We start from the raw sequence: 20,636 nt of genomic DNA, 5'->3' as shown, positions 1-20,636 counted from the left end.
GCAGGAGTCAGAGCTGTGAAGGTAGTCAGCGTCGTCGGAGCACGTCCGCAGTTGGTCAAACTGGCGCCGATCGCGGCGGCCTTCGCCCGGACCGATCACGAACACGTCATCGTGCACACCGGCCAGCACTATGACGCCAACCTCTCCGACGTGTTCTTCTCCGGACTGGGGATTCCCGACCCGGACGTCCACCTGGGTATCGGCTCGGGTTCGCACGGCGTGCAAACCGGTGGCGTGCTGGCCGCCATCGACCCGGTCCTCGCCGAGCACGCCCCCGACTGGGTGCTGGTGTACGGCGACACCAACTCCACCATCGCCGGCGCCCTGTCCGCCGTGAAGCAGCACATCCGGGTGGCCCACCTGGAGGCGGGGCTGCGGTCGTTCAACCGGCGGATGCCCGAGGAGCACAACCGGGTGCTGACCGACCACTGCGCCGACCTGCTGCTGGCCCCCACCGAGGAGGCCGTGCGCCACCTCGCCGCCGAGGGGCTGGCCGAGCGCACGGTACTCGCCGGTGACGTGATGGTCGACGTCTGTCTGCGCATCCGCGACGCCGTCCTGGACGGGCAACACCCCCGGCCCACCCTCCCGGAGGGCATCGACCCGGACGCCCCGTACCTGCTCGCCACGCTCCACCGGGCGGAGAACACGGACGACCCGGCGCGGCTGGCCGGGCTGCTGGCGGCGCTCGCGGAGCTTCCCGTGCCGGTCGCCCTGCTGGCGCACCCGCGCCTGCTGGCCCGCGCCGACCAGTACGGCCTGAAGGTGGGCCAGGGCGCGGTGCACGTCGGGCAGCCGCTGGGCTACGCGGGCCTGATCGCGGCCGTTCTCGGGTCGACCGGCGTGGTGACCGACTCGGGCGGTCTGCAGAAGGAGGCCTACCTGCTGGGCCGGCCGTGCACCACGCTGCGCTCGGAGACCGAGTGGGTGGAGACCCTCGCGAACGGCTGGAACCACCTGGTGCCGGATCCGGGGGCGCTGGGTTCGGCCGGTTGGATCGCCACGGCCACCCGTACCGCGCCGGACACCGACCGGGGCACCCCGTACGGCGACGGCCACGCGGCCGAGCGGGTCGTGCGGATCCTCGCCGAGCGCCTCGGCTGAGGGCGGCGCTCCGCCCGGCGGGCACAGGTCCGCACGGAGCCGGCGGACGGTCGGCCGGGTCCGGTGCCCGGGCCCGGCCCTCGGCCGGGGCGGTCGGCCGACCGAGGGGTCGGGCGGTGGGGAAAACAGGGGCCCGACAACGGCAGGAATGCGTGGTAGCGTCTGTCCGCCCAACGGCTCCAAGGGGATAAAGACGCACGTGAACGCAGTGTCCTCCAGCGACGTCGCCGTCGTCACGCCCTGGTATCCCAGCCGCCACCGCCCGTTCCTCGGCGCCTTCGTCCGGGCGATGGTGCAGGCGACCTCGGCCGGAGCGCACCGCACCCTGGTGTACCACTGCGACGAGTGGGCCGGTCCCTACCCGCCGGCGGAGGAAGCCGAGCTGACCCGGGCGCATCACGCGCTGCTTCCCCGGATCCTGCGCCCACAGCCCGTCGAGCATGCCGCCGGGCTCCTGCGCCTTCCGGTCCCGCTGGCGCTCGGTCTCACCTACGCCGAGATCGCCCAGCGGCACGCGGACACCCTCCGGGCCGGGCTCGGTGGCCCGATCGACGCGCCGGTCGTCCACGCCCACGTGGGGTTGCCCGGCGGCTGGGCCGCGCTGCGCAACGCCCGGCCCGACGCGCGGGTCTTCGTGACCGAACACGCCACCTTCCTGGCCGCGGTGCTCGCCCAGCCCGAGGCCCGCCGGATGTACGACGAACTGCTGCACCGGTGCAGCGGCTTCTTCGCCGTCGGCCGCGCTGTGCGCGACCCGCTGGTCGAGGCCTTTCCCCACCACGCGCACCGGATCTCGATCATCCCGAACCCGGTCTCCTTCGACACCGCGCGGCCCACGCCGGTGGCCGACCTGCGGCGGTGGCTCTTCGTCGGCGGGCTCATCGAGCGGAAGGGCGTCCTCCGGCTGCTGGAGGCGTTCGCGCAGTGTCACCGGGAGGACCCGACCCTGACCCTCACCCTGGTCGGCGAGGGCCCGCTGCTGAGACAGCTCCGGGCGCGCAGCGAGCAGCTGGGCGTGTCGGCGGCGGTCCACTACACCGGTGCCGTCGTTCCCGACCGGGCGCTGCGGCTCATGCGGGAGCACGACCTGCTGGTGCACCCCAGCCAGTTCGAGACGTTCGGCATGACCGTCGTCGAGGCGGTGGCCGCCGGCATGCCGGTACTGGTGACCCGCTGCCACGGTCCGCAGGAGACCCTCGCCGGCATCGAGGACGCCACCGCCGAGTTCGTCGCCGTCGAGGACGACCCGTCCTCGCTCGCCGAGGGGTTCCGCCGGCTCCGGGCCCGGTTCACCGCCGGGCTCGAACTGGCCGCGGCCCGACGCGTGCTGTCCGCCCGCTACGGCTTCGCGGCCGTGGCCGCGGCGCATCACCGCGCCTGGTTCGCCGAGCCGGCGACCGCGGCGGCCGTCGCACGCACCGAACGGGGCACGGAGCAGCCAGTACCATGACCGCGAAAACCGTGCTCTTCCTCGCGCTCGGCGGCGACCGGCAACGCCTGGTCATCCAGGACTCGGCCCAGGTCGTCGAGGACGGCGGTCGGGCCGTCGTGATCGTCGACGATCTCACCGCCTGGCCCGGCCTGAAGCGAATCGCCAACCGGGTGAAGGTGTTCGAGCTTCCCGCGCTGCAGGCGGCGGCGCTGCCCACGGTGGTGGCGAGAAAGGCCCTGTACGGCCTGCCCCGCCGGGTCTACCGGCGCGGCGGTCGGCTCCCGCTGATGTCGTGGTCCCGCCCGGTCGGCGAGGCGTACGAGCGGCGGATCGCGGACGTGATCCACGCCCGCCTCTTTCTGCCCACCTACGAGTGGCTGAGGGGCGACAACCGACACCGGTTGATCCGGCGCCTCGTGCTCGCCAAGACGGCGTTCGACGTGGTGGTGATCTGCGATCCGCAGTCGATACCCGTGGCCGCTCGCCTGGCCCGGCGGCGCTCGGTCGCCAACCGGATCGCCTACGACCTCGACGCGCCGCTCGGCTGACCACGCGCACGGCCACCGGGCGGTCACGGTGGCGACGGCGCCCTGCCGCAGGAGCCGCCGTGGTGGGGGTCGGCCCCACCACGGCGGCTGGCGGCTACGCCAGGAACTCGGCGAAGGCGGCGGCCGTCCGGCGGCCGTCGTGCACCTCACGGGCGTAGGCGACCGACTCCGCACCGATCTTGACCGCTCGCTCGCGGTCGTCCAGCAGGGACTCGATCGCCTCCCGCAGGGTGCCGGGCGTGGCGTTGACGATCGGCGGGTTCGCACCGAAACGCCGGTGCAGGCTCTCGTTGAGGTACGCCACCACCGGTCGGCCGGCCGCCATCGCCTCCACGGCGAAGGTGCCGTACGCGCCGGTGGCGAACTGGTCGAGGACGAGGTCCGCGCTCCGCACCAGCTCCCGAACCTCGGCCCACGGAGTGCTCTCGATCAGCCGCAGCTCGATCGCACCCTGCTGATCCAGCTCGGTGAGGACCGGCAGGATCCGGTCGGTGCCCTTGGTCCACCGGCTGGACGGGGCGTGCACCACGACCGGGCGGCGACGCTGCATCACCGGCTCGTCGCTCGCCCACGCGTGCACGTCGACCACCTGCGGTACCCAGGTGGCGCCGGGGAGGTCCTCCAACAGGTCCGGGGTGGTGACGAAGAGCGGCAGCCCGGACTCTTCCGCGATCCGGTGGCTGCGCTCCACGCGGGCCGTCAACCGCTCCACCGTCCCTTCAGGGGCGTCGCGGAAGAGCGAGAACTCGTGCCGCTCCAGGTGCCGGAGCGGGTGACGGACCTCGCTGCCGTGCGCCAGGACCGCCACCTTGATCTTGGCGCGCCGCAGGGCGGGAAGGTCGCCCTCGATGGTGTCCCCGTTGAGGAAGCCGAACACCGGCATGAAGGCATCCACGATCAGGTGGGTGTACCGCCCGATCACCCGCTCGACCTGCTCGACCTGCAGGGCGAGGTCCCCCAGCCGGTCGACGTCCAGGTACACGTCGGCGGGGTACTGGAAGGTGGACGGGCCACGGCGCATCACCACCTCCGCCGAGACCTCCGGGTTGTCCCGGCAGATGGCCTGCGCGAACGCCGCCGCCTGCCCGGCGTAGTTGGCCGGGCCGAGACCCAACCGGACCCGGGTCTGCCCGAGCGGGCGCCACCGGTCCAGCACCGGGGTGTCGGCCGTCGTCGCCGGCGCCGGGCTGGCGTACTCCTCGACGGTCCAGGGGACCTCGACGGGCGGCGCCGCGGGGGCCAGCTTCGTCACCGTGCGGTAGAGGGCCATCAGGCCGGCGCTCTGCTCCTCCCAGGAGAGCTCCCGCAGGATCGGCTCCGTGATGTGCGCCGCCAGCTCGGCGCGCCGCGCGGTGGCCCGCTCGACGGCCTCGACGAAGGTCACCACCTCGTCGGATCGGAACACCTCCCCCACACCGTGCCGCGACACATACTCCCCGAGCGTCTTGACGTCACTGGCCACGACCGGCAAGCCGGCGTGGAGGTACTCGGCGAGCTTGGTCGGCAGGGAGAGCTCGTAGTTGAGGGTGCGCTTCGAACAGATCAGCCCGAGGTCGGCCGTGGACAGGTAGTCCGGCACCGCGTGCTGCGGAACGTACGGCACCACGTGGATCCGCTTGCGCACCCCGAGCTCCTCGGCGCGGGCCAGCAGGAGCTCGAGTTCGGCGCTGGTGCGGCCGGAGACGATCGCGAGGTGATGGTCCGGGAGCTGCGGCAGCGCGTTGACCGCCGTGCCGAGGCCCCGCTCGGCCGACAGCCACCCGGAGTAGACCAGGAGCGGGACCTCCGGACCGAGCCCGCAGGCCGCGCGGACCGACGGCGGGGCGGCGGAGGCGCCGACCGACTCGCGGATCGGCGTGTTGCGGACGACCAACGGCGGCTCCGGCAGGCGGTAGTCCTGCCGCAGCCGCTCCGCGATCTCCGGCGAGACCGTCACCACCGCGTCGGCCCGGCCGATGAACGCCCGCTCCACAGCGGGGAACGCGCTGTCCATGGCCGGCTTGGGCCAGTCGACGCCGGGCACGTACTCGTGGGCGTCGTAGATCCAGGACACCCGCTCGCCGCGGGCCCGCAGCCGGGCGACGCTGAGCGCCGCAGTGTTGATCATCGTGACGTCGTTGGCGTGGATCAGGTCCGGCTTCAGCTCCTCGAGCACCGGCCCGACCGCGAGGTCGAGATCCAGCAGGTGCGGCCAGTCCCGACGCCAGTCACCGGTCGGCTTGGCCTTCTCCCGCTGTGCCTGCTCCCAACCGAACGCGCGCTCGCGGAGGCGGTGGCCGGCCCGGCCGAGCCGGACCACCGCCCCCAGCGCCCGACTCGGTGGCAGCGCCAGCATCCGCCGGACGGACGACCCGTCCTGCTCGCTGCGCAACCACCCGATCCGTGCGGAGACCTGCCGCACCCACGCCTGGTGCGCGGCGCGCCGCCGGGCCAACGCCTGCTTGTCCGCGATCCCGAACTGGGTGATCCGGCGGCGGAATCGGTGCGGCGCGAGCTGTTGCCGCATGTGGGTACGGACCGGGACTCGGATCACGTCGATCGGGCCCATCTTGGTCCGCTTGACACGGTCCCCACCGACCCCGATCAGGGTGACGTCCCACCCGTCACGCGCCGCGGCGATGGCGATCTTCTGCACCCGGGAGTCGCCGGTGATTCCGTTGGCGACGATCACCGCGAGCCTTGGTTGACGAGCGCGGGGTGGCATGCTGCTGGATCCTCCGGGGGTAGGGCTGACGCTGACAGCGGCCGCGCTACGGCTCCGCGGCCAGGAGGTCGAGAAAGGGCGAGGCTACGCTCGCGCCTGCTCCCGATCCGAGCCGGAGCGGGCACCCCCGGTCGGCGACGCCACCGCGACCGTGCTGCCGTCCCCCGCCGACTGGAGCAGCGCGGAGGCCACCTGCACGGTCCGCAGGCCCTGCCGGAGGGTGACGATGTCACTCTCCTTGCCCTCCACCGCGTCCCGGAAGCGCTCGTGCTCGACCAGCAGCGGCTCGCGCTTCGGGATGGCGTACCGGACCATGTCGCCCTCCGCCACGCCGCGGAACGCGCGCAGCGCCTCCCACTCGGTGTCGATCGCGGCGTTGGCGTAGAAGGTCAGGTCGGCGGTGAGCGTGTCGGCGACGAAGCAGCCCTTGTCGCCGGTGATGACCGTCGACCGCTCCTTGAGCGGGCTCAGCCAGTTGACCAGGTGGTTGACCATCGTGCCGTCGGCCAGCTGGCCGACCACCGCGACCATGTCCTCGTGCAGCCGGCCGCTGCGCGAGACCGTGCGGGCCGCCACCGAGGCGTACTCCTGGCCGGTCACCCAGCTGGTCAGGTCGATGTCGTGGGTGGCGAGGTCCATGACCACGCCGACGTCGGCGATCCGGTGCGGGAACGGGCCCTGGCGCCGGGTGACCACCTGGAACACCTCGCCCAGCTCACCGGCCTCCAGCCGGAGGCGCAGGTTCTGCAGGGCGGGGTTGTACCGCTCGATGTGACCGACCCCGGCGACCAGCCCGGCGGTCTCGAACGCCTCGACCAGCCGGGTCGCCGCCGCCACCGACTGGGCCAGCGGCTTCTCGATCAGCGCGGACACGCCGTTGGCCGCCAGCTCCAGGCCGATCGGCTCGTGCAGGGCCGTCGGGCAGGCCACCACCGCGTAGTCGATGCCGAGCTTGAGCAGCTCGCCCAGGTCGGGCAGGACCGGGGCGCGCAGCGTGCCGGTGGTGTCACCGGCCGGGTCGACGATGCCGACCAGCTCGACGCCGTCGAGGCCGGAGAGGACGCGGGCGTGGTTGCGGCCCATGGCGCCGAGGCCGATCAGGCCGGCACGGAGGTTCCTGCTCATCGGGCACCCCCGGCCAGGTTCGCGCCGTCGGCGATGCGCTCCAGGTCGGACTGGCTCAGCGACGGGTGCACCGGCAGCGAGACCACCTCGGCGGCGGCCCGCTCGGTCTCCGGCAGCTCCCAGGGGCCGGGCCGGCCGTCCTCGGTCAGGTACGGCTTGAGCCGGTGGATCGGCGTCGGGTAGTAGACCGCGTTGCCGATGCCCAGCTCGGTCAGGCGCTTCTGGGCGGCGTCCCGGTCACCGCGGACCCGGACCGTGTACTGGTGGTAGACGTGCACCGCGCCGTCGGCCACCGGCGGCGTCACCACGCCGGTGATCTTCGAGTCGAGGAACTTGGCGTTCGCCTGCCGCTGCGCCGTCCACTCCGGAAGCTGGCGCAGCTGCACGCGGCCGATCGCCGCCGCCACGTCCGTCATCCGCATGTTCGCGCCGACGATCTCGTTGGCGTACCGCTGCTCCATGCCCTGGTTGCGCAGCAGCCGCAGGGTACGCGCGAGCCCGGCGTCGGCGGTGGTGATCATGCCGCCCTCGAGCGAGTGCATGTTCTTGGTCGGGTAGAAGCTGAAGCAGCCGGCCGTGCCGAAGGCGCCCACCGGCTTGCCGTTCAGGCTGGCGCCGTGCGCCTGGGCCGCGTCCTCGACCACGGCGAGGCCGTGCTTCTCGGCGATCGCCATGATCCTGTCCATCGCGGCGGGGTGCCCGTACAGGTGCACCGGCATGATGGCGACGGTGCGGGGGGTGACGGCGGCGGCCACGGCCTCCGGGTCGAGGCAGAAGCTGCCGGGCTCGATGTCGACGAAGACCGGCTCGGCGCCGACCAGCCGGACGGCGTTGCCGCTCGCGGCGAAGGAGAACGACGGGACGATGATCTCGTCGCCCGGACCGAAGCCCAGCGCCAGCAGGGTGAGGTGCAGCGCCGAGGTGCCGGAGTTCACCGCGACGCAGTGCCGACCCGACACCAGCTCGCCGAACTCCTCCTCGAAGGCCTTGACCTCCGGGCCCTGCACGACGAGGCCGCTACGCAACACCCGCACGGCCGCTTCGATCTCGGCCTCGCCGATCACCGGCTTCGCTGGTGGGATGAAATCTCCGTTCAGCCCAGACATGGGCTTCCTCCTGTCGACAGGGAGTCCGTTCGGGACGCGATGCTAACGGGTTCAGATGTGACCGGGACGGCCGGTCGGAAACCGGTGCTCATGACTTACCGTGATCGGCGGCGATGGTCACGCCGGACAGCTGGACGTCCGGTTCGGCCGCGCCGTCCGGTTCGTCCGGGACCGGTCGGGATGCTACCCCCAACGCGGCCGCCACCGCGGTAGCCAGGCGCGGCAGGTCCTCGACCGCGAGCGGCGTCCGGGCGACGGCGAGCCGCCAGTAGAGCGGGCCGACGATCAGGTCGACGGCGGTGTCGAGGTCGATGTCCGGGGGCAGCTCGCCCCGGGCGATCGCGCGGCCGACCACCTGGCCACCGATGTCACGCTGGTTGGTCTGCAGCACCCGCTGCAGGGTCTGGGCCAGCTGCGGGTTGCGGGCGGCCTCGGCGAGCAGGTCGGGAACGATCTGCGCGGCCAGCGGGTGCCCGAGCGCCCGGGTCATGATCAGGAAGACCAGCTCCAGGTCGCCCCGGAGGTCGCCGGTGTCGGGGAGGGGGAACCGCTGCCCGGCGGCCGCCGACACGACCTCCAGGACGAGCTCCAGTTTCGAACTCCACCGGCGGTAGATCGCCGTCTTGCTGACCCCGGCCCGCCGGGCGACCGCCTCGATGGAGAGCCGGCCGTACCCGACCGCGGCGAGTTCCTGCATGACGGCACGACGGATGGCCGTGGTGATCTCGCCACGGAGCACCGCCGCACCCGCCGGAGCGCGCCTCTTCTCGGTCGTCACGTGGAACAATGTACCGCAGCGACGGTACGGTTGCGTCGCGACGTCGGAGTGCACTACTTTGCGTCCAGCGATCGGGCGGGGCGACCGTTTCGTCCACCCTCCGTTGTCGTGCTCATACCAGACACAAGAAGATCGGAGCGCCTACCCATGGCCCACATGGCGGTGGCCGACCCGGACTCGGGACTGACGCAGGCGCAACTCGCCGCGCGGTACGGCCTGAGCTTCGCCGGGGAGAGGCCCACTCTGGCCGCGTACGCGCGGCAGCTGTGGTCCTACCGACACTTCATCGTGGCGTACGCGAACGCCAAGGTGGTGGCGTCGTACAGCAGGGCCCAGCTCGGCCGGATCTGGCAGGTGCTGACACCGCTGACCAACGCGGCCGTCTACTTCCTCATCTTCGGTGTGATCCTCGGCACCAGCCGAGGCATCGAGAATTTCATCGCCTACCTCTGCATCGGCCTGTTCATCTTCACCTTCACCTCGACCGCGGTCTCCGGCGGGGTGCAGGCGATCAGCGGCAACCTGGGCCTCGTCCGGGCGCTGCACTTCCCGCGCGCCGCCCTGCCGCTGGCGGTCACGCTCACCCAGCTGCAGCACCTGATCACCGCCATGGTGGTGCTGTTCGTGATCGTGCTGGTCGACGGCGAACCGCTCACCGTCGAGTGGCTGCTCGTGGTGCCCGCGGTGGCGCTCCAGGCGATCTTCAACGCCGGGCTGGCCCTGGGGATGGCCCGGCTGGGCGCCAAGCTCACCGACCTCAAGCAGCTCATGCCGTTCGTCCTGCGCACCTGGATGTACGGCTCGGGGGTGCTCTACAGCGTCGAGCTGTTCGCCCGGAACCTGCCTCCGGCGCTGGTCGAGATCGTCCACGCGAACCCCCTGCTGATCTTCATCGAGCTCGTCCGGCACGCGCTGATGGAGGGCGTCCCGCTCACCGGGGCGGCACCCCAGCTGTGGGCCATGGCGACCGCCTGGACCGTCGTCGTCGGGCTCGGTGGCTTCATCTACTTCTGGCGCGGCGAAATGGAGTACGGCCGTGGCTGACCCCACCACCACCTTCGCCCCCTCGGCGACCACCACCGCCGACGGGCGGCGCATCCCCACCGTCGTGGTCGACGACGCCCACGTGATCTACCGGGTGCACGGCGCCGGCACACCCGGCAGCCACTCCCCGGTCAACGCGTTGCGACGGCTGGTCACCCGGGCGAAGGCCCCGACCATCCGGGAGGTCCACGCGGTCAAGGGCGTCACCTTCACCGCGTACCGCGGCGAGGCGATCGGCCTCATCGGCAGCAACGGCTCGGGCAAGTCCACCCTGCTGCGGACGATCGCCGGTCTGCTGCCGGTGACCCGGGGCGCCGTCTACACCCAGGGCCAGCCGTCCCTGCTCGGCGTCAACGCCGCCCTGCTCAACGACCTCACCGGCGAGCGGAACGTGGCGCTGGGCCTGCTGGCGATGGGTTTCTCGCCCGAGGAGGTACGCCGGAAGGCCCCCGAGGTCATCGAGTTCTCCGGAATCAACGACCGCGGCGACTTCGCCTCGCTGCCGATGCGCACCTACTCCTCCGGCATGTCCGCCCGGCTGCGCTTCGCGATCTCCTCCGCCAAGAACCACGACGTCCTGCTGATCGACGAGGCGCTCGCCACCGGTGACCGGCAGTTCCGCCGGCGCAGCGAGCAGCGGGTCCGCGAGCTGCGCGAGGGCGCCGGCACGGTCTTCCTCGTCAGCCACCAGATCGGCACGATCCGGGACACCTGCGAACGGACGATCTGGCTGGAGTCCGGCGTGATCCGCGCCGACGGGCCGACCAGCGAGGTCGTGGCCCAGTACGAGGAGTTCACGAACGCCAAGTAGCGCGGGCCGGACACCCCCGACCGGGGGTCCGCCCGCACGGTTCCGGCGCGGCCGGGCGCTATGGTCGTACGACCCGGGCGCCCGGCCGTCGGAAGGACCGGGCACCCCGCCGGCAGGCGTGGGTTGCTCCCCGCGGAAGAGCATGTCCCTGACAGCAGTGAGGCCCCGCATGACCCAGCACCCGGCCACCGTGCCGGACCAAGGCCCGTGGCGACCCACCCGGACCGTGGCGGTGATCCTGGCCGGCGGCACCGGCACCCGGCTCGGTCTCGGCATCCCCAAGCAGCTGCTCAAGGTGGCCGGCAAGCCGATCATCGAGCACACCATCGCGGTCTTCGAGGCCGCTCCGGAGATCGACGAGATCGTCGTGATGATGGCCGCCGGGCACGTCCCCGACGCCGAGCGGATCGTCGAGCAGGCCGGCTTCCGCAAGGTCACCACGATCGTCGAGGGCGGGGACACCCGTAACGCGACCACCCGCCTCGCGCTGGACGTGATCGGCCCCGGCGACTGCAACATCCTCTTCCACGACGCGGTCCGCCCGCTGCTCAGCGGTCGGATCATCCGGGAGTGCGTGAACGCCCTCTGGACGTACTCGGCCGTCGACGTGGCCATCCCGTCGGCGGACACCATCGTCCAGGTCGACGCGGACGACTGCATCACCGACATCCCGGTCCGCTCGCGGCTGCGCCGGGGCCAGACGCCGCAGGCGTTCCGGTCCGGCACCATCCGGGAGGCGTACCGGCGGGCCGAGGGCGATCCGGACTTCGCCGCGACCGACGACTGCGGTGTGGTGCTGCGCTACCTGCCCGGCACGCCGATCAAGGTGATCGACGGCGCGGACGAGAACATCAAGGTCACCCACCCGGTCGACGTACACCTCGCGGACAAGCTGTTCCAACTCGCCGCCGCCAAGGCGCACCGGCTGGCCGACCACCGGGGCTACACCGAGGAGCTGACCGGCCGCACGATCGTCGTGTTCGGCGGCAGCTACGGCATCGGGCAGGAGCTGACCGAGCTGGCGCGGAGCTTCGGCGCCCGGGTCTTCCCGTTCAGCCGCTCGACCACCGGCACCCACGTGGAGCGGGCCGACGACGTCGAGGCCGCGCTGAAGACGGCCTTCGACGCCACCGGCCGGATCGACCACGTGGTGGTCACCGCCGGGCTGCTGGAGCGCGGCGCCCTCGCCGACATGACCCCGGCCACCATGGACCGGCTGCTGCAGGTCAACTTCGTCGGCCCGGTGACGGTCGCCCGAGCCGCCCTGCCGTACCTGCGGCAGACCCGCGGGCAACTGCTGCTCTACACCTCCAGCTCGTACACCCGGGGCCGGGCCCGGTACGCGCTCTACTCGGCCACCAAGGCGGCCCTGGTCAACCTCACCCAGGCGCTCGCCGACGAGTGGGCGGAGGACGGCGTACGGGTCAACTGCGTGAACCCCGAGCGGACCGCCACCCCGATGCGCACGCGGGCCTTCGGCGAGGAGCCCGTCCACACGCTGCTCTCGGCGGAGGCGGTGGCCCGGGCCTCGCTGGACGTGCTGCTGTCCGCGCTCACCGGCCAGGTGATCGACGTACGCCGCCCGGCCGACGGGGACGCGGAGCCGGCGGCGGTGCTGCCGGCGCAGGCCGGACCGGAGCGCGACGGACGCCCGGCCGACCAGGTGGGAGCGGGCCGCGATGCGGGGTGACCTCGTCCGGAAGCTGATCGCCCGCGGCCTGGCCACCGGGCTGGCGGTGCTGGCCTTCGTCGTCCTCGCGCTGACCGGGGCGACCGGTTGGGGTCTCGGGCTCGCGGTGGCCGCCCTCGCGGCGGCCGGCTGGGAGCGCCGGGTCCGGCCGCAGGCCGACGGCGTCGCCGAGACGGTCCTGCTCGCGGCGGGCATCCTGACCGGGTACGCGCAGCGCCTCGACGCCGGCTTCGACCCCGCGCTGGCGGTCACCGCGCTGGTGCTGCTGGGGCTGGCCCTGCTCGTCGGCCCGCTCCGCCAGGCGGGCAACCTCCAGATCCGCGCCGCCAACCTGCCGGTGCGCGGGTGGACCCCGCTGGTCGCCGCCGAGCTGCCGAACGCCCTGCTCGTGCTGCTCGCCCTGCTCGCCGGCGCGGCCGCGGCGGCCCTGCCGGCCTGGCTGGCGCTCGTCGCCACCCTGCTCGTCGGCGGCGCCGCGGGCGCGGTCGGGCTCGACCTGGCCCGCCGCCGGTTCCGCCCGGCCGCCGGCGGCGGCCCGGTGGCCCGGGCGCTGCGCCGGCACCGCCCGGAGTTCCTGCTCTACTTCTCGGCGCCGCCCGGCTCCGAATACCAGGTCACCATGTGGCTGCCGTACCTCGAGCGGCTCGGCCGGCCGTTCCTGGTCATGCTGCGCGAGCCGGAGCTCCTGCCGACCGTCGCCGCGGCCACCACCGCCCCGGTCGTCTACTGCCCCACCCTGCACGCGATGGACGAGGCGCTGGTGCCCGGCCTGCGCGTCGCCTTCTACGTCAACCACGGCGCGAAGAACAGCCACTGCATCCGCTACACCCAGCTCACCCACGTGCAGCTGCACCACGGCGACAGCGACAAGGCGCCCAGCGCGAACCCGGTGTCCGGCATCTTCGACCGGATCTTCGTCGCCGGCCAGGCGGCCATCGACCGGTACGCCCGCGCCGGCGTGCACATCCCCGCCGAGAAGTTCGTCGTCGTCGGCCGGCCGCAGGTGGAGGGCATCGAGGTACGCCGGGGGGCGGTCACCGCCGCCGCGCCGACCGTCCTCTACACGCCGACCTGGACCGGCCACAACGCGGACACCAACTACTGCTCCCTGCCGGTCGCCGAGACGCTGCTGCGGGGGCTGCTGGAGCGTGGCGTGACGGTCATCCTGCGGGCCCACCCGTACACCGCGCAGAACCCGGCCTCGGCGCGGCAGCTGGCGCGGCTGCACGAGCTGCTCGCCGCCGACCGGGCCCGGACCGGGCGGGCGCACGTCTTCGGCGCGGCGGCCAGCCGGGAGCTGACGCTGACCGAGTGCGTGAACCGCTCCGACGCCCTGGTCTCCGACGTCTCCGGGGTCATCTCCGACTACCTCTACTCCGGCAAGCCGTACGCGGTGACCGACATGGTGGACGCCCGTGACCGGTTCCCGGCGGACTTCCCCCTCGCCGCGTCCGGCTACGTGCTGCGGCGGGACATGTCCAACGTCGACGACGTGCTGGACCGGCTGCTCGGCGCGGACCCGCTGGCGGAGACCCGGTGGGCGATGCGGACCCGCTACCTGGGCGACTTCCCGGCCGAGTCGTACGCCGAGGGTTTCCTGGCCGCCGCCCGGCGGGAGCTGGACGGCGGCACCGCCGTGCCGGCGCCGCGTACCGCCGAGGACGCCCCGGTGGCCCCCACCGCCTGAGCCGCACGACGCCGGGCCGGTCGGGCGGCTCCCGCCGGAGCCGCCCGGTCCGGGCGGCGCGGCGTCAGCGGTAGTCGTCGACCAGCGCCAGGACCGCCGCCGGGTCCTCGACGTGGGCGTTGTGGCCGAGGCCCGGCAGCGTCGCCACCGGCACCCCCAGCTCCTTGAGCTGCGCGTCGGAGACCATCGGGTCGTGCTCGCCCCGGGCCAGCAGGACCGGCGCGTCGGTCGCCGACAGCAGGGCGGACAGGTCCGGCTCGCCCACCGCGAACGCGGCCGGGTCCATGGCGAGCCGCCAGCGGCCGTCGACCTGCCGCAACCCACCGTCCACGACCGGGTGGTCCGGTGCGAGCAGACCGGCGAGGCCGGACACCCGCAGGTATCGCCGGGCGGCCTCGTCCCGGCTGGCGAACCAGGTCACCGGGCGGGTGGCCAGCTCCGCCGCCTTCGCCAGCTCCGCGGGCGACCACACGGCCTTGATGCCGAGCCCGACCACCGCGTCGACCGGCAGGCCGACCGACCGGGCGGCCAGCGCCAGCCCGACCACCCCGCCGAGCGAGTGCCCGAGCACGACGAGCCGGTCGTCGCGGCCCACGGTGCCGGCGGGCCGGTCGACGCCGCCCGCCGTGGTGGTCAGCCCGCGGCCCAGCGTCCCGGTGAGCTGGTCGGCCAGCGCGGTGAAGGAGTACGCCGGCAGCTGCGGCGACCAGCCGTGGCCGGCCAGGTCCGGCGCGAGCCAGCGCCCGGGCCAGCGGCGTTCCAGCAGCGGCGCCCAGGGCAGCCACACCTCGCCGGTCGCGCCCATGCCGTGCAGCAGCACCAGGACCGGGCCCCGCGATTCATCGACCATGGGCGCAGTGTGCCACCGTGCCGGTGCCCCAAGCGAGCACCGACCTGCTGGTCCCTGCCGGCCGGGTAGTCCTTCCGGCGGATCAGACCCACGACCCCGGTGGCCGGGCCGGTACCTGGAGATCGGCGACCAGCGCGAAGTGGTCGCTGCCCCAGACCCCGTCCACCGGCTCGTCGAAGGCACGGAAGCAGTCGACGACGTCGAGGGTGGGACCGTGCACGCCGCACCGGACCATGACGTAGTCGATGCGGCGGCCGAGTTCGAGAGCCATCTCCCCGGCGCGGACCAGCGGGTTCCGCGGCGAGAAGGTGTGCCCTGGTTCGTCCGGGTGGATCGTGCTCCAGGCGTCCCGGTACGCGACGCTCATGTCCTGCAGGGACTGCCGCCCCGTCCAGAACCGGATGCTGGCCGAATCCGGGGTGTCGTCGAAGTCCCCGGCCAGCAGCACGTGAGCCTTCCGGTCGCCGAGCAGCTGCTCGACGAACCGGGCGCACGTCACCGCCTGCAGCTCCCGCTCGTGCGCGTACCCGAACTGCCAGTTGGGCTTGTGGTGCACGAACAGGAACGGGCCCACGGGGGCGGGGGCGAGGACCTCGGCGACGACGGCGGCGGCCCACGGCAGGTCGGCCCGGGGCGTCACCCGAAGGTCCACCTCACGTACGGCGCCGAGCGGCCAGCGGCTCGCCAACGCGGCTCCGACACCGTCGGCGGACCGACCGGAGTGGCGGGCCACCTGATAACCCGGCCCGAGCAGGTCGGCCGCCTGGTCGTACCCGTCGCCCCACCCGGTCTCCTGCAAAGCCACCACGTCCGGACGCAGGGCGGCGAACCCGGCCCGCAGAACCGGCCGGCGCCGCTCCCAGTCCGCGTGATCGGGCGACAGCAGGTTCGCCGTCACCACGCGGACCCGCCCGGACGGTGAACCGGCCGCGGGCGTCGGGGCAACCGTCATGGGGCCATTCTGCCCCGGTCAGGAAACCGCGGCCCGCACCAGCTCGATCACCTTCTTCTCCACCTCCGGGCTCCACGTCTGGAGTGCGTACGACACCGGCCACATGTCCCCGTCGTCGATGTTGGCCGTGTCCTGGAAGCCCAGCGTCGAGTACCGGTAGTTGAACTTGCCCGCGTCCTGGAAGAAGACGACGATCTTGCCGTCCTCGTTCGCGTAGGCGGGCATCCCGTACCAGGTCTTCGGCGCCAGCTGCGGGGCGGCGGCGGTCACCGCCACGTGTACGCGCTCGGCGAGCGCGCGGTCCTCCGGCGCCATCTGCGCGATCCGGTCCAGGACCGCCTGCAGCCCGTCGGCCTTCTTGGCGCCCTTCCTGCCCTCGGCGCGCAACTCGGCCGCGCGCTCCTTCATCGCGGCGCGCTCTTCGGCGCTGAAGCCGTCGGATTCGGTCTTGGCACTCTTCTCGGCCATAACTCAGGTTGCCTTTCGACGTTGCCGGTGCGGCGGGACGCCGCTGAACTGAGGAAAAGGCTAGGTCTGGCCGGACGCCCGCCGCTTCTCGATTCCTGATCAGGTCGGCGACCGGGCTGGCGCACCCGGCACAAAGCTTGCGACGGAGGCCGACACCTGGTTCGTCCGGTCGGGCCGTGGCCGGCCGATGAGTTTGCGATGCTGCACCGGTCCAACCTGCCGACACACTCTCTTTCGAAGGGACCACCTCGATGGCGAAGGTCATCTCCACCCTGTTCATCTCGGCCGACGGTGTGGCCGAGATCGACCCTGACTGGCACTTCCCGTACTTCGACGACAACATGGGCCGTGCCGTGACCGAGGACTACGACGCCGCCGACGTGCTGCTCATCGGCCGGGTGACCTACGACAGCTTCGCCGGCGCCTGGCCCGACCGGGAGGCCGCGGGTGGCGAGGACGCGCCGTTCGCGAAGCAGCTCGGGGACATGCGCAAGGTGGTGGTGTCGCGGCAGCCGCTGGAGTTCTCCTGGCGCAACTCGGAGCTGATCGGCGGTGAGCTGGTCGATGCCGTCGCCGCGCTCAAGGCCGACGCCAGCCTCCGGGGCGTCCTCATCCCCGGGTCGATCTCCGTGGTGCAGCAGCTGCTCGCCGCGGGGCTGGTCGACGAGCTGCGCCTGCTGGTGCACCCGGTGGCGGCGCGCAAGGGCCGCAAACTGTTCGACGACGGCGACCCGCGGTACCACTTCGCGGTGACGGCGACGGAGGCGTACCCGACCGGCGTCATCCGCGTGATCTACTCGCCCACCGCGGCACCTGCCCCGGCCGGCTACGACGAGGCCAAGGAGCAGCTTTCCTGAGTACGCCCGGTCGGGTCGCCGGCTCGGGGCGGCCCGGCTGGTGCGGCGGGCGGCCGCCTACCGGGCGCGGGCCCAGGCGGTGAAGCGCTCGAACAGGCGGTCCGGTGGGGTGCCGCCGTCCAACCCGGCGAGTTGCTCGGCGGCCTCAGCCCAGAGCGTCGCCAGGTGGACCAGCAGGGCCGCCCGGTCATGGCGGTACTCCCCCAGCAGGCGAAGCTTCGCCGGCGAGCACGGCCACGCGATCCCGCACGCCCGGCAGCGCCAGGTGGGCCGGGACGGGATGTGTTCGGCGCGGCGTCGGGTCACCGGGCCCGCACCGGCTCTATCTCCGTCACGGCGTCGACCCGGACGGCCGCGTACCGCTCCCGGGGAGCGACCGACCGGTCCGGGCGGATCTCGCGGCCCTTGAGCTGGACCCAGACCGCGCCGTCGATGACCTGGCTGCTGATGACCTCGGTGATGGACAGGGTCAGGGTCCCGGTGCCGAACCGGTAGGCGTCCTCCCGGACCCGGATCGTGCGGCCGACGGCGATGGTCACCAGCGGTACCTCCTTCGCGGGTAGGCCGGGGCCGGCGGCGCGACCGGTGAGTTCGGGGCCCTCCACCGGCGCACGCCGCTCGTCCTTCCACCCTGGACGCCAGCCCCCTAGGCTCGGAACAGTCACCACTCGATCGCGGAGCGCGACGCTCCGATGCGGACCGGCGCGGAGTGGTGTGGAGAGCCGTGGAAGGGTGTGGAAGTCGTGGGTATCTCGCCGTCCGAGTTCCTCCTCCGTGAGCTGCGGCGACGCCGGACGGCCGCCGGGCTGACCCAGGCTCAACTCGGCGAGTCGGTCTACTGCTCGGATTCGCAGGTCAGCGCGATCGAGACCGGGACCAAACCGCCGACGCTGCCCTACCTGACGGCGGTCGACAAGGCGTTGAGCACGGGTGGCTACTTCGCGACGCTCTGGGACGAGTTGGTCAAGGGGGATGCCGCTCCGGTCTGGCTGCGCGAGTGGATTCAGGTCGAGCGGGAGGCGACCGCGCTGCGCTGGTACGAACATTCCTTCGTGCCGGGGCTGCTCCAGACCGAGGCGTACGCTCGCGCGACGTTCCGCGCGGCCCGTGCGCCGGCTGCGGAGCTCGACCGGCGCGTGGCCGCGCGGCTGGAACGGCAGTCCGTTCTCGGTCGGGACCCGGCCCCACAGCTCTTCGTCGTGCTGGACGAGATGGTCGTCCGGCGGGCGTGCGGAGGCGCCGACGTGATGGCCGAGCAGGTGGAACACCTGCTGGCCTGCGCCGCACAGCCCCATATTCAGTTGCACGTCGTGCCGTTGTCCGCTGGCATCTACTCAGGACTGGCCGGAGCGTTCATCCTGGCCGACCTGCCGGATGGCTCACGCGCCGGCTGCGTGGACCACCAGCTAAAGTCGCAGACCGAAGGACTGCCCGACCCGGTGGCGCGCTTGGGAGTGCTGTGGGAAGCGGTCCGGGGTGAGGCCCTCCCGCTCGGGCAGACACTCGACGTACTCACGAAAGCGGCGAAGACATGGACAACCTGACCGGTGCCCGCTGGCGCAAGTCGTCCCGCTCGTCGACCAACGGCGGCACCTGCGTCGAGGTCGCCGACAACCTGCCCGGTGTCGTGGGTGTCCGGGACTCCACGGACCCGACCGGGCCGGCGCTGACCTTCTCCCCCGCCGCGTGGCGGGCCTTCGTCACGAGGGTCTCCGCGCGCGGCTGACCAGCCACTCGAAAGCGCCCGCCCCGGTATCCGGGCGGGCGCTTTTTCTGGGTCAGGTGCCGCCCCCTGCCGGTTGCCGCCTCGAAGCCGGCGTGCGGCGGCGCGGTTGGTCCGGGACAACCCTCAGCGCTCAGAGACCTTGGACAGTTACCGTTCGCGGCGAACGGTAACTGTCCAAGATCTGCGCACGGGCGTCGTGCGGAAGCCGGCTGGGACGGGCGGCTGGGTGCGGCCATGGTGCGCGAAGCGGCGCGCGCTGGCCGCGCGCGACGGCGCGCGGTCATGGCGCGCGCACTCCGCCCCGTACCTGCGGAAAGCCGGCACGCGACGGCCAGGGGTGACACGAGTCGCCCCTCGCGGGGCCGCGCGGCCTCCGGCCCGGCCGCCGGAACGGCGACGGGCGCCGATCCCCAGGAAGGGGAACCGGCGCCCGACGTCGCAGCGGCAGATCAGGCGGAGTAGCCGCGGGTCGCGGCCCAGTTCGCCAGCGCGATCGTGGTCATCCAGTACGAGCCGGCGGCGGGGTTCGCCGAGTCGGCGATCCGCACCCGGCGGCCCTCGTCGTCGTAGCCGACGACCGCGATGTAGTGGCCGCCGGGGAACGAGTGCCAGCCGCCGGCGGTGTCGGTGGCGGAGCCGGCGACGTTGACCACCACGCCGCGACCGTCGGTGACGGCCTTGACGACGTCGGCCTGGAGCTGGTCCATCTGGGCCGGGGTGGCGGCGCCGCCCTTGATCATCCGGGTCCGGTACGGGGAGCCCTTCACCGTGGCGTTGAGCACCCGGGTGGTGTCCTCGGCCGAGTCGGTGCCGAACTGGTCGGTGCCGAGCGGCCCGGCGAGCTGGTCCTGCGTCCGCTCGATGCCGGCGGCGCTGAGCGCGTTCCGGACGGCGGCCGGCCCGCAGTAGTAGAAGTTGATCTGCGCCTGGTAGTCGTACTTCAGGACCTTGGACTTCGGCGGCTTGGGCGCCGCCGGCTTCTTCTTGAGATCCGGGTCGGCGGCGGCCGTGGTGGCGGGGGCGCTGGACGGCGCGGCGCTCGACGGGGCGGCGCTGGTGGGGGCGACCGCCACGCGGGCCTCGCCACGCGAGGCGGGGGCGTCGCCGTCCCGCTCGGCCAGCGCGGCGGTGGACTGCGCCGAGGTGGGGGCCGGGGTCTCGTCGGCGCCGGCGGCCAGGGCGCCGGCCCCGGTCGCCAGCACGAGCGCCGCGGCCGACGCGGCGGCGACCTGGTACGGGCGCTCGGAGACGAGGCGACGGAGCTGTCGCTTGAGGTGGTGCTTCACGGGTTCCTTCTCCTCCACGGACGGTTGGGGCTGGTGGCGCACCGTGCCGGCCGCGAGCGGCGAGGGGCGGGCCGCGCGGAGGGGGCTCCGCCGGCGGGTGGCCACCAGGGTTCGCGCCCGGTGGGACCGGGCGGTGGGCGGTGGGTCAGCGCCCGGCGGTGGACCGGACGGGCGCGGGCACCGCGAGGCCGTGGAGGCGGCGGGACGCCCGGGGGGCTGGTTCGTGCTGCACGAAGACGGAACTCCTTCCGGCACCGCCTACCGGGTTAGCTGACGGATTCGGGCGGGAAGTGCGCCCTACCGCGAAACTCGCGGATTCACCCCAGTTGCAAGGGGTCCCCGGCTCGCCTTTCGGCGATTGAGCGGGTCGGCGCGGCGTCGCCACTTGCGACGGGTACCGCACCGGACGGGCCGACATTACTGGTCGGTTCATGGGCCTGCCAAGCCGTCGTGACCTGCTTAAACCTC

General features: G+C 73.0%; 20 protein-coding genes and 1 riboswitch. Of the genes, 10 read left to right on the top strand and 10 right to left on the bottom strand.

Going from position 1 to position 20,636, the window contains the following annotated elements; translation table 11 throughout:
• The first annotated feature begins 15 nt into the window (after positions 1-15).
• From wecB to EV376_RS14890, 3 genes are all read left to right on the top strand, one after another.
• Entirely contained in the window at positions 16-1,104 is a 1,089-nt protein-coding gene (wecB, locus tag EV376_RS14900; protein ID WP_130323704.1) for a non-hydrolyzing UDP-N-acetylglucosamine 2-epimerase, read from the top strand.
• Positions 1,105-1,303: 199 nt separating this feature from the next.
• The gene (locus EV376_RS14895; protein WP_486482640.1) at positions 1,304-2,554 is read left to right on the top strand and encodes a glycosyltransferase family 4 protein; all 1,251 of its coding nucleotides are present in this window, start codon (positions 1,304-1,306) and stop codon (positions 2,552-2,554) included.
• The gene (locus EV376_RS14890) at positions 2,551-3,084 is read left to right on the top strand and encodes a hypothetical protein (protein WP_130323702.1); all 534 of its coding nucleotides are present in this window, start codon (positions 2,551-2,553) and stop codon (positions 3,082-3,084) included. The genes EV376_RS14895 and EV376_RS14890 overlap by 4 nt, the downstream gene beginning before the upstream one ends.
• A gap of 94 nt (positions 3,085-3,178) precedes the next feature.
• On the opposite strand, the gene EV376_RS14885 is transcribed toward EV376_RS14890, so the two are convergent.
• From EV376_RS14885 to EV376_RS14870, 4 genes are all read right to left on the bottom strand, one after another.
• Positions 3,179-5,755: a glycosyltransferase gene (locus tag EV376_RS14885; protein WP_486482639.1), complete on the bottom strand. Its 2,577-nt coding sequence runs from the start codon at positions 5,753-5,755 to the stop codon at positions 3,179-3,181.
• Positions 5,756-5,872: 117 nt separating this feature from the next.
• Positions 5,873-6,913, bottom strand: coding sequence for a Gfo/Idh/MocA family protein (locus EV376_RS14880; protein ID WP_130323698.1), 1,041 nt, complete (start codon positions 6,911-6,913; stop codon positions 5,873-5,875).
• The gene (locus EV376_RS14875) at positions 6,910-8,019 is read right to left on the bottom strand and encodes a DegT/DnrJ/EryC1/StrS aminotransferase family protein (RefSeq protein ID WP_130323696.1); all 1,110 of its coding nucleotides are present in this window, start codon (positions 8,017-8,019) and stop codon (positions 6,910-6,912) included. The genes EV376_RS14880 and EV376_RS14875 overlap by 4 nt, the downstream gene beginning before the upstream one ends.
• A gap of 88 nt (positions 8,020-8,107) precedes the next feature.
• Positions 8,108-8,758: a TetR/AcrR family transcriptional regulator gene (locus EV376_RS14870; RefSeq protein ID WP_130328666.1), complete on the bottom strand. Its 651-nt coding sequence runs from the start codon at positions 8,756-8,758 to the stop codon at positions 8,108-8,110.
• Positions 8,759-8,944: 186 nt separating this feature from the next.
• Between EV376_RS14870 and EV376_RS14865 the strand changes: the two genes are divergently transcribed.
• From EV376_RS14865 to EV376_RS14850, 4 genes are all read left to right on the top strand, one after another.
• Positions 8,945-9,841 (top strand): ABC transporter permease, encoded by an 897-nt coding sequence (locus tag EV376_RS14865; RefSeq protein ID WP_130323694.1) that lies wholly within the window; start codon positions 8,945-8,947, stop codon positions 9,839-9,841.
• Complete coding sequence (locus tag EV376_RS14860) at positions 9,834-10,652, top strand: ABC transporter ATP-binding protein (protein WP_130323692.1); 819 nt, start codon at positions 9,834-9,836, stop codon at positions 10,650-10,652. The genes EV376_RS14865 and EV376_RS14860 overlap by 8 nt, the downstream gene beginning before the upstream one ends.
• 169 nt (positions 10,653-10,821) lie before the next feature.
• A complete protein-coding gene (locus EV376_RS14855) occupies positions 10,822-12,342 on the top strand; it encodes a bifunctional cytidylyltransferase/SDR family oxidoreductase (RefSeq protein ID WP_130323690.1) in 1,521 nt (506 codons plus the stop codon).
• Positions 12,332-14,029 carry a CDP-glycerol glycerophosphotransferase family protein gene (locus EV376_RS14850; RefSeq protein WP_130323688.1) on the top strand — a complete coding sequence of 566 codons (1,698 nt, stop codon included), beginning with the start codon at positions 12,332-12,334 and terminating at the stop codon, positions 14,027-14,029. Before EV376_RS14855 ends, EV376_RS14850 begins: the two co-directional genes overlap by 11 nt.
• Before the next feature lie 64 nt (positions 14,030-14,093).
• On the opposite strand, the gene EV376_RS14845 is transcribed toward EV376_RS14850, so the two are convergent.
• From EV376_RS14845 to EV376_RS14835, 3 genes are all read right to left on the bottom strand, one after another.
• Positions 14,094-14,879: an alpha/beta fold hydrolase gene (locus EV376_RS14845; protein WP_130323686.1), complete on the bottom strand. Its 786-nt coding sequence runs from the start codon at positions 14,877-14,879 to the stop codon at positions 14,094-14,096.
• 82 nt (positions 14,880-14,961) lie between these two features.
• A complete protein-coding gene (locus tag EV376_RS14840; RefSeq protein ID WP_130323684.1) occupies positions 14,962-15,831 on the bottom strand; it encodes an endonuclease/exonuclease/phosphatase family protein in 870 nt (289 codons plus the stop codon).
• Between the two features lie 18 nt (positions 15,832-15,849).
• Positions 15,850-16,299 carry a hypothetical protein gene (locus EV376_RS14835; protein ID WP_130323682.1) on the bottom strand — a complete coding sequence of 150 codons (450 nt, stop codon included), beginning with the start codon at positions 16,297-16,299 and terminating at the stop codon, positions 15,850-15,852.
• A gap of 251 nt (positions 16,300-16,550) precedes the next feature.
• Here EV376_RS14835 and EV376_RS14830 point away from each other — a divergent pair, with 251 nt between their 5' ends.
• Positions 16,551-17,156 carry a dihydrofolate reductase family protein gene (locus EV376_RS14830; RefSeq protein WP_130323680.1) on the top strand — a complete coding sequence of 202 codons (606 nt, stop codon included), beginning with the start codon at positions 16,551-16,553 and terminating at the stop codon, positions 17,154-17,156.
• Between the two features lie 57 nt (positions 17,157-17,213).
• On the opposite strand, the gene EV376_RS14825 is transcribed toward EV376_RS14830, so the two are convergent.
• Positions 17,214-17,462, bottom strand: coding sequence for a flavin reductase (locus tag EV376_RS14825; protein WP_130323678.1), 249 nt, complete (start codon positions 17,460-17,462; stop codon positions 17,214-17,216).
• Entirely contained in the window at positions 17,459-17,695 is a 237-nt protein-coding gene (locus tag EV376_RS14820) for a hypothetical protein (RefSeq protein WP_130323676.1), read from the bottom strand. Before EV376_RS14820 ends, EV376_RS14825 begins: the two co-directional genes overlap by 4 nt.
• Before the next feature lie 153 nt (positions 17,696-17,848).
• Between EV376_RS14820 and EV376_RS14815 the strand changes: the two genes are divergently transcribed.
• Positions 17,849-18,700 carry a helix-turn-helix domain-containing protein gene (locus tag EV376_RS14815; RefSeq protein ID WP_486482638.1) on the top strand — a complete coding sequence of 284 codons (852 nt, stop codon included), beginning with the start codon at positions 17,849-17,851 and terminating at the stop codon, positions 18,698-18,700.
• The gene (locus EV376_RS14810) at positions 18,688-18,882 is read left to right on the top strand and encodes a DUF397 domain-containing protein (protein ID WP_130323672.1); all 195 of its coding nucleotides are present in this window, start codon (positions 18,688-18,690) and stop codon (positions 18,880-18,882) included. Before EV376_RS14815 ends, EV376_RS14810 begins: the two co-directional genes overlap by 13 nt.
• 449 nt (positions 18,883-19,331) lie before the next feature.
• Here the strand turns inward: EV376_RS14810 and EV376_RS14805 are convergent, their stop codons facing one another.
• Positions 19,332-20,168, bottom strand: coding sequence for a C39 family peptidase (locus tag EV376_RS14805; RefSeq protein WP_130323670.1), 837 nt, complete (start codon positions 20,166-20,168; stop codon positions 19,332-19,334).
• Between the two features lie 240 nt (positions 20,169-20,408).
• A riboswitch (cyclic di-AMP (ydaO/yuaA leader) is annotated at positions 20,409-20,543 on the bottom strand.
• Positions 20,544-20,636 lie beyond the last annotated feature (93 nt).

The organism is Micromonospora sp. CNZ295 (assembly GCF_004217535.1).
This window is presented reverse-complemented; position numbering and strand designations above follow the sequence as displayed.

Coding starts and splice junctions, on each gene's coding strand:
- EV376_RS14890 (WP_130323702.1), top strand. CDS start 2,551: ATGACCGCGAAAACCGTGCTCTTCCTCGCGCTCGGCGGCGACCGGCAA.
- EV376_RS14850 (WP_130323688.1), top strand. CDS start 12,332: ATGCGGGGTGACCTCGTCCGGAAGCTGATCGCCCGCGGCCTGGCCACC.
- EV376_RS14845 (WP_130323686.1), bottom strand. CDS start 14,879: ATGGTCGATGAATCGCGGGGCCCGGTCCTGGTGCTGCTGCACGGCATG.
- EV376_RS14815 (WP_486482638.1), top strand. CDS start 17,849: ATGCGGACCGGCGCGGAGTGGTGTGGAGAGCCGTGGAAGGGTGTGGAA.
- EV376_RS14855 (WP_130323690.1), top strand. CDS start 10,822: ATGACCCAGCACCCGGCCACCGTGCCGGACCAAGGCCCGTGGCGACCC.
- EV376_RS14830 (WP_130323680.1), top strand. CDS start 16,551: ATGGCGAAGGTCATCTCCACCCTGTTCATCTCGGCCGACGGTGTGGCC.
- EV376_RS14875 (WP_130323696.1), bottom strand. CDS start 8,019: ATGTCTGGGCTGAACGGAGATTTCATCCCACCAGCGAAGCCGGTGATC.
- EV376_RS14865 (WP_130323694.1), top strand. CDS start 8,945: ATGGCCCACATGGCGGTGGCCGACCCGGACTCGGGACTGACGCAGGCG.
- EV376_RS14840 (WP_130323684.1), bottom strand. CDS start 15,831: ATGACGGTTGCCCCGACGCCCGCGGCCGGTTCACCGTCCGGGCGGGTC.
- EV376_RS14880 (WP_130323698.1), bottom strand. CDS start 6,913: ATGAGCAGGAACCTCCGTGCCGGCCTGATCGGCCTCGGCGCCATGGGC.
- EV376_RS14835 (WP_130323682.1), bottom strand. CDS start 16,299: ATGGCCGAGAAGAGTGCCAAGACCGAATCCGACGGCTTCAGCGCCGAA.
- EV376_RS14810 (WP_130323672.1), top strand. CDS start 18,688: ATGGACAACCTGACCGGTGCCCGCTGGCGCAAGTCGTCCCGCTCGTCG.